At 72.9% G+C, this 1,511-nt stretch carries 1 protein-coding gene; it reads right to left on the bottom strand.

The window, feature by feature from the left end; all coding sequences use genetic code 11:
* On the bottom strand, positions 1-1,510 hold a 1,510-nt coding region (locus OC159_RS19900), incomplete at its 3' end, for an aldehyde dehydrogenase (NADP(+)) (protein ID WP_265502963.1).
* Position 1,511: the final 1 nt, after the last annotated feature.

The following is a 1,511-nucleotide window of genomic DNA, read 5'->3' as shown; positions in this document are numbered from 1 at the left end:
CGAGATCTCGCGGCATCAGGGCTTCGGGCAGGTTTTGGTAGCAGACCGGGCGCAGGAAGCGGCGGATCGACAGCGTGCCGACCGAGGTGGCGCCGAAATTGGTGCTGGCGGGGTATGGGCCGCCATGGACCATGGTGTCGGCGACCTCGACGCCGGTGGGGAAGCCATTGGCCAGCACGCGGCCGGCCATGCGCTCCAGCACCGGCAGCAGGCGCCGGCCGAGGTCGGTGTCGCCGTCATCCAGCTGCAGCGTGGCGGTCAGCTGGCCCTCGAAGCTGCGGGCGACCTCCTCCATCTGCGCGGCGTCGGTGACGCGGACGATCACGCCCAGGGGGCCGAAGACCTCCTCGGCCAGTTCGTGGTTCTCCAGCCAGTCGGCGGCCGAGACCTCGAAGAGATAGGGCGACGCGTTGCGCGCCTCGCAGGAGGTGGTCACCAGCGAGCGTACGCCCTTGCCGGCGCCGACGCGGGCCGCGCCCTGGCGATAGGCCTCGGCCATGCCGTCGGTCAGCATCACCTGCGGGGCGACCGCGGACAGCGCCTCCCGGGCGGCAGTGGCGAAGGCGTCGGCGTCGGGGCCGTCGACGATCACCGCGATGCCCGGGTTGGTGCAGAACTGGCCCGCGCCCATGGTCAGGCTGGCGGCCCAGCCCCGGCCGATCTCGGCGCCGCGCGCCTGCGACGCGGCCGGCAGCACGAACATCGGGTTCACCGAGCCGAGTTCACCGAAGAACGGGATCGGCTCGGGGCGGTTGGCGCAGAGGTTGTAGAGCGCCCGTCCCCCGCCAAGGCTGCCGGTGAAGCCCACCGCCTTGATGCGCGGGTCGGTGACCAGCGCCTCGCCCACGTCGCGCTTGCCGCCCTGCACCAGGCTGAAGATGCGCGGGTCCATGCCAAGCCGCGCGATGGCGGCATCGATGGCGTCGCCGACGATCTCGCCGGTGCCGGGATGGGCGCTGTGGCCCTTGACCACGACCGGGCAGCCGGCGGCCAGGGCGGCCGCGGTGTCGCCGCCCGCGACCGAGAACGCCAGCGGGAAGTTCGATGCGCCGAAGACCGCAACCGGGCCGATCGGCCGCTGCATCATCCGCAGGTCGGGACGCGGCAGGGGCTGGCGGTCGGGCAGCGCGGTGTCGTGGCGGCGGTCGAGGTAGTCGCCCTTGCGGATGTGGTCGGCAAACAGCCGCAGCTGGCCGGTGGTCCGGCCGCGCTCGCCCTGCAGGCGCGCCTCGGGCAGGCCGGTCTCGGCGTGGCCTACGGCAGTGATGGCCTCGCCGCGGGCGTCCATCTCCTCGGCGATGGCCTCGAGAAGCGCCGCGCGCTCCTCGCGCGTGGTGGCGGCAAAGCCCTCGAACGCGGCATGGGCGGCGGCGCAGGCCTTGGCCACCAGCTCGGGCGTGCCGACCGAGAACTCATGCGCCTGCCCCGTCGCCGGGGCCGAGGGAAAACGCCCCTCGGTCCGGATCTTCTCGCCTGCAATCAGGTGGTCGCCATGGGGAATATGAGTCATG

This window comes from Paracoccus beibuensis, assembly GCF_026162625.1.
In the GTDB taxonomy this organism is placed as follows: Bacteria; Pseudomonadota; Alphaproteobacteria; order Rhodobacterales; family Rhodobacteraceae; genus Paracoccus; species Paracoccus beibuensis.
The sequence above is the reverse complement of the archived record's forward strand: the minus strand, read 5'-3'. Positions and strand labels throughout refer to the sequence as shown.